The sequence below is a fragment of the Candidatus Protofrankia californiensis genome (assembly GCF_900634765.1).
Taxonomy (GTDB): Bacteria; Actinomycetota; Actinomycetes; order Frankiales; family Frankiaceae; genus Protofrankia; species Protofrankia californiensis.
Window position 1 is genome coordinate 1,209 of the sequence record NZ_CAAAFT010000060.1, and the last position, 5,696, is coordinate 6,904.

Below are 5,696 nucleotides of genomic sequence, written 5' to 3' on the forward strand. Positions count from 1 at the left end.
GCGCCACGCCGCGGCCTGCGCCTTCAACCGGGTCCGCTCCTCGGCGGGCAGGTCACGCATCCGCAGGGCCCGGTAGGTGTAGCCGGCGCGTTCGACCCGGCCGACAGCCTGCCGGACGTTGCGCATGTCGCGACCTTCAAGCGTGAAGGTCCGCACGTCGATGATGGCTTCGTCACCGAACTCCAGCACGGACAGGCCGGCGCGTTCCCACGCCTTTCCACCTGTTTCGGAGCAGCCGATCACCGCTGGTATCCAGGCATGTTCGGCGGCGATCTGGAGGAACTCACGGATCGCGCCCGGCCATGCCTCGTTGTCACCGAGCGGATCGCCGCTGGCCAGCATCACCCCGGACACCACGCGGTATGGGACGCAGGCCTTTCCCGTCGCCGACCAGACGACGGTCTTGTCGGAGCGAAGAGCGAAGTAGCCCAGCGAGTCGGCGTCACCGTGGCATGCCAACAGCGCACGCATGCCGGCGATGTCATCGTCGGACAGCTTCGGTTGCGGTTGTGGAGGCCGCAGCGCGAGGTACACGACAGCGATGGTCGTGAGCAGGCCCATTGTGAGCAGGGTCCGGGTGACGAGGTCCGAGACCCGCTCGGAGGAGAACCGCAGCGGTCCGTGGACGCCGATCAGCCCCTCCACGACGTGCGTGAACTGGGCGGACAACGGATGGGCCCCGAGCAGGCGCCCGCCGCCTACCTGCAGCAGGAGCAAACCGACCGTGACCGAAGCGGCGGCGAGGATCATCCCGACCCACAGCGCCCGCCACCGGGTGGTCGGATCCCCTTTGGCCTGGAACTCCCCTCGAGCCAGCAGCAGGCCGACGACGAGTACGGCGGAGGCGACCGCCTCCTCGTAGTCAAGGCCCTTGACCACGTGCAGGACGATGCTCGCCGCGAGCAGCGCCACCACACCGTGCCAGGCGCGGCGCTTGCGCCGGCGCAGACCTCCTGCCAGGAGCAGCAGGAAGAGCCCGACCACGATCGTGAACGCCGCAGCCTGCTGCGAGACCGCTCCGGGCAGGATCTGCCGGATCATGTCGAGACGGCTGCGCCATCCAGGCGTCACCGCGGAGAGGATGTCGATGAGTCCCGCGACGAACACCAGGGTGGCAGCCGCGGGCGGCACCCACGGGCGGTCCCACGCCGGCAACGCCGACAGACCCGTCCGCGAGGGACGCGTCAGCCGCGAGGGACGCGGGGATACCCGCGCCGCAGGCGCCGACACCGCGGAGATCGCGTCGATGCCGTCGCCGTGCCCGTCGACCTTGGCTTCGTTGGTCTTCATGGGACGGCTTCCGCGGCTGACCGTTGGCACGGACGCTGGCTCCTTTCCCCGGCTCGGCCGGGTTCTGGCCGTGCGTGGGACGTTATCCCGACCGTTCCGTGGTCAGGCAGGGGCGTTGCGGGTAGTAGGACGTCGCAGGCACCCTCGGGAGGAGAGGATGGATGCTCGGACTACCCGAACAGATCAAGGCATGCCTGTTCGACCTGGACGGTGTGCTGACCCCGACGGCCGCCGTCCACGCCGTGGCTTGGAAGGAGATGTTCGACGCCTTCCTCGAACAGCGGGCACGGCGCAGGGGTGACCCGTTCGTCCCGTTCAGTGTCCACGATGACTATCCCACCTACGTGGACGGCAAGCCGCGGGCGGACGGCATCCGGTCGTTCCTCGCATCCCGGCATGTCGAACTGCCCGAGGGCAGTCCGGGGGATCCGCCGTCGGCCCAGACCGTACACGGTCTGGGAAACCGTAAGAACGAGATCGTGGTGGCCAGGCTCCGCGAGGGTGGAATCGCCGCATACCCGGGGTCCGTACGGTACCTGCGTGCGCTGGCGGCCGCGGGGATCGGGCGGGCGGTCGTGTCGTCGAGCGCGAACTGCGCGCAGGTCCTCGCCGCCGCCGGCATCGGCTGTCTGCTGCCCGTCCGGATCGACGGTGTGGTCGCGGCGCGCGAGCACCTGGCGGGCAAGCCGGCGCCGGACACCTACCTTGCCGCGGCGAGGGCGCTGCGTACCCCGCCCTCGCGGTCGGCGGTGTTCGAGGACGCGCTCGCCGGGGTCGAGGCGGGCCGTGCCGGCGGTTTCGGCTTCGTGGTCGGTGTCGACCGGGTCGGGCATGCTGATGCCCTGGTCGCGCACGGAGCGGACATCACCGTCCCTGATCTGGCCGTCCTGCTCGACCCGGGCGGGCACGATGGTGCCGGTGCCGGCGGTGACCGGGCCGGTTGTGCGGCGGCGGGCAACGGAAGCCTTTCGTGATCGGCAACGTGTCCTTCCCGGTCGAGCCGTGGTATTTGCGTGAGTGCGGTCTCGACCCGCAGCTGCTGGCCCGCTCGGAGTCGCTGTTCGCGCTGTCCAACGGGCATGTCGGTCTTCGGGCGAACCTGGACGAGGGCGAGCCGCACGCCCTGCCCGGCACCTATCTCAACTCCGTTCACGAGCTGCGGCCGCTGCCGTACGCCGAAGCCGGATACGGTTACCCGGAGTCCGGCCAGACGGTCATCAACGTCACCAACGGCAAGCTCATCCGCCTGCTGGTGGACGATGAACCCTTCGACGTCCGCTACGGGGACCTGCGGTCACACGAACGGGTACTGGACTTGCGCGCGGGTGTGCTCAGGCGCACGACCGAGTGGGTGTCGCCGGCCGGTCAGGCGATCCGGGTGTCGGCGGTACGCCTGGTGTCCTTCGTCCAGCGGGCCATGGCGGCGATCTGCTACGAGGTCGAGCCGCTCGACGCCCCGGCGCGGCTGGTGGTCCAGTCCGAACTGGTTGCCAACGAGCAGCTGCCGCCGCAGAGCGCGGACCCGCGGGCGGCTGCCGTCCTGGAGGCACCACTGCAGGCGGAGTGGAACGGCAGCCACGGTGCCTATGCGGAGTTGGTGCACAGGACGCGCCACAGCGGCATCAGGGTCGCCACGGCGATGGACCATGTGATTGACCCGCTGCCCGGGCTGGGGGTCACCGCCGAAAGCGACGAGGACTCCTGCCGGATCACCGTAACGGCTGTGCTGGACGCCGGCAGCACGTTGCGGATGGTCAAGTTCATCGCCTACGGCTGGTCGGAGCAGCGGTCCCTGCCGGCGCTGCGGGACCAGGCCGCCGCCGCGCTGACCGCCGCCCGGCAGACCGGCTGGGAGGGCCTGCTCGCCGAGCAGCAGGCGTACCTCGACGACTTCTGGGCTCGTGCCGACGTCGAGGTCGACGGTGACGCCGAGGTGCAGCAGGCTGTCCGGTTCGCCCTGTTCCACGTCCTGCAGGCGGGTGCGCGGGCCGAGCGCCGGTCGATCCCGGCCAAGGGGCTGACCGGTCCCGGCTACGACGGTCATGCCTTCTGGGACACCGAGGGCTATGTCCTGCCGGTGCTCACCTACACTGCTCCGCACGCGGCGGCGGACGCCCTGCGGTGGCGTCAGACCACCCTGCCCATGGCCCGTGAACGGGCCCGCACACTCGGCTTCTCCGGTGCGGCGTTCCCCTGGCGGACCATTCACGGCGAGGAGTGCTCGGGGTACTGGCCGGCTGGCACGGCGGCGTTCCACATCAACGCCGACATCGCTGACGCGGTCGTCCGGTACGTCCGCGTGACCGGGGACGACGACTTCGAACGCGACGTCGGCCTGGAACTGCTCGTCGACACCGCCCGGTTGTGGCGTTCCCTCGGCCATCACGACCTCGACGGTGACTTCAACATCGACGGCGTGACCGGACCGGATGAGTACAGCGCGGTCGCGGACAACAACGTCTACACGAACCTGATGGCGCAGCAGAACCTGGTCGAGGCGGCGAACGCGGTCCGGCGGCATCCGGACAAGGCGCGTGAACTCGGCGTGGACGCGGAGGAGACCGCCTCCTGGCGCGACGCGGCCGAGGACATGTACATCCCGTTCGACGAGAAGCTGGGCGTGCATCCGCAGTCCGAGGGGTTCACCCGCCACCAGGTGTGGGACTTCGAGCACACGCGTCCCGACCAGTACCCCATGTTGCTGCACTTCCCGTACTTCGACCTGTACCGCAAGCAGGTCGTCAAACAGGCCGATCTGGTGCTGGCGATGCAGCGCAGGGGGGAGGCGTTCACCGAGGAGCAGAAGGCCCGTAACTTCGCCTACTACGAGGCCCTGACCGTCCGCGACTCGTCGTTGTCGGCGTGCTGCCAGGCGGTGATGGCGGCCGAGGTCGGCCATCTCGGGCTCGCCCACGACTACCTGCGTGAGGCTGCGCTGACGGACCTGCGCGACCTGCAGAACCGGGCCGTGGACGGTCTGCACATCGCCTCGCTCGCGGGAAGCTGGATCGCGCTGGTCGAGGGGTTCGGTGGGCTGCGTGACATCGGGGGGACGTTGTCGTTCACGCCGCGCGTGCCGGAGGGGATCAGCCGGCTCGCGTTCGTGCTGTCCCGGCAGGGACGGCGGCTGCGGGTCGAGGTCACCGACTCCACCGCGTCCTATGTGCTGCTGCGCGGCGATCCGACCGTCATCGTCCACCATGGTGAACAGGTGCGGGTGTCCGTGGAGCAGCCGGTGTGCTGCGCCGTGCCGCCGCCGCCGTCCTGGCCGCCGCCCAGCCAGCCGCACGGACGACAACCGGTGCGCTTCCGCATAAACCCGTGAGGTGACCGGCTCGCCCGCACGCGCCCGTGGGGCCGGCGCATATCCGCGCGACCCGACCTGGTCCGATCTGCCCCGACCCGACCCGACCTGGCCCGCCCATGCTCATGCGGGTGCCGCTGTACGGGCGTCACTGCGCGGAGTCGCGGTCGTCCGGAGAAACGGCGGCGCGGGTGAAGTCTCGGTAGGCGCGAGAGGGCGTGGGACCGCGCTGGCCCTGGTAGCGCGAGCCGTAGACGGCAGAGCCGTAGGGGTGCGTCGCGGGTGAGGAGAGCCGGAACAGGCACAGCTGGCCGATCTTCATGCCCGGCCAGATCTTGATGGGCAGGGTGGCCACGTTCGACAGCTCAAGGGTGACGTGGCCGGAGAAACCCGGGTCGATGAAGCCCGCGGTCGAGTGCGTGAGCAGGCCGAGGCGTCCGAGGCTGGACTTGCCCTCCAACCGGCCGGCGAGATCGTCCGGCAGGGTGACGATCTCGAGGGTCGAGCCGAGGACGAACTCTCCGGGATGCAGGACGAACGGCTCGTCGGTGTCCGGCGCGATGAGTTCGGTGAGGTCCTCCTGCTCGATAGCGGGGTCGATGTGGCTGTACCGGTGGTTCTGGAACACCCGGAACCACCGGTCGAGCCGCAGGTCGATGCTGCTGGGTTGGACGAGAACCGGATCGTACGGTTCCAGGCGGACGCGTCCCGCGGCGATCTCGGCTCGGATGTCCCGGTCAGACAACAACACGTCCCAGCACGCTACCGTTCGCCGAGCTTGGTGCGGCTGTCAGCCGGACCGTCCCGTCATCTTGTCACGGGCAGTGGTTGGCGAGATCCGTTGTCGAACAGACGAATTTGTTGTCGAGCAGCCACTGGATGGGCAGCGCGTCGGTATCCGGATCGAAGACCGGAGCTCCTGGGATGAGGGCGCTGACCACCTGGTACTGCTGTCCGTAGCCGGGTTGGTCGAACCACGGGCGGATGGTTCCGCTGTAGACGGAGAACGTCTGCAGCACCCGGTAGGCGTGGTAGTTGCAGCTACCCGGGTCCGTCGTGGAGTCCAGGTTGGACGGTGGGATGGCCCGGGCAGCGTATTTCG

The 5,696-nt window shown here is 69.4% G+C and carries 5 protein-coding genes; 2 read left to right on the forward strand and 3 right to left on the reverse strand.

Annotation, left to right across the window (positions count from 1 at the left end):
• The coding region (locus tag DD1DGNOD_RS03360; protein ID WP_131769429.1) for a phosphatidylglycerol lysyltransferase domain-containing protein at positions 1–1,131 on the reverse strand (1,131 nt) is incomplete at its 3' end.
• Between the two features lie 320 nt (positions 1,132–1,451).
• Between DD1DGNOD_RS03360 and DD1DGNOD_RS03365 the strand changes: the two genes are divergently transcribed.
• Together DD1DGNOD_RS03365 and DD1DGNOD_RS03370 are read left to right on the forward strand one after the other, a co-directional pair.
• Entirely contained in the window at positions 1,452–2,264 is an 813-nt protein-coding gene (locus tag DD1DGNOD_RS03365) for an HAD-IA family hydrolase (protein ID WP_131765166.1), read from the forward strand.
• Positions 2,261–4,615 (forward strand): glycoside hydrolase family 65 protein, encoded by a 2,355-nt coding sequence (locus DD1DGNOD_RS03370; protein WP_131769421.1) that lies wholly within the window; start codon positions 2,261–2,263, stop codon positions 4,613–4,615. Before DD1DGNOD_RS03365 ends, DD1DGNOD_RS03370 begins: the two co-directional genes overlap by 4 nt.
• A 127-nt stretch (positions 4,616–4,742) precedes the next feature.
• On the opposite strand, the gene dcd is transcribed toward DD1DGNOD_RS03370, so the two are convergent.
• Both dcd and DD1DGNOD_RS03380 read right to left on the reverse strand, forming a co-directional pair.
• On the reverse strand, positions 4,743–5,345 hold the full coding sequence (gene dcd, locus DD1DGNOD_RS03375) for a dCTP deaminase (protein ID WP_131765168.1): 603 nt from the start codon (positions 5,343–5,345) through the stop codon (positions 4,743–4,745).
• A 64-nt stretch (positions 5,346–5,409) separates the two neighbouring features.
• A partial coding sequence (locus tag DD1DGNOD_RS03380; protein ID WP_131769430.1) for a TNT domain-containing protein occupies positions 5,410–5,696 on the reverse strand: 287 nt, incomplete at its 5' end.

Coding starts and splice junctions, on each gene's coding strand:
- DD1DGNOD_RS03365 (WP_131765166.1), top strand. CDS start 1,452: ATGCTCGGACTACCCGAACAGATCAAGGCATGCCTGTTCGACCTGGAC.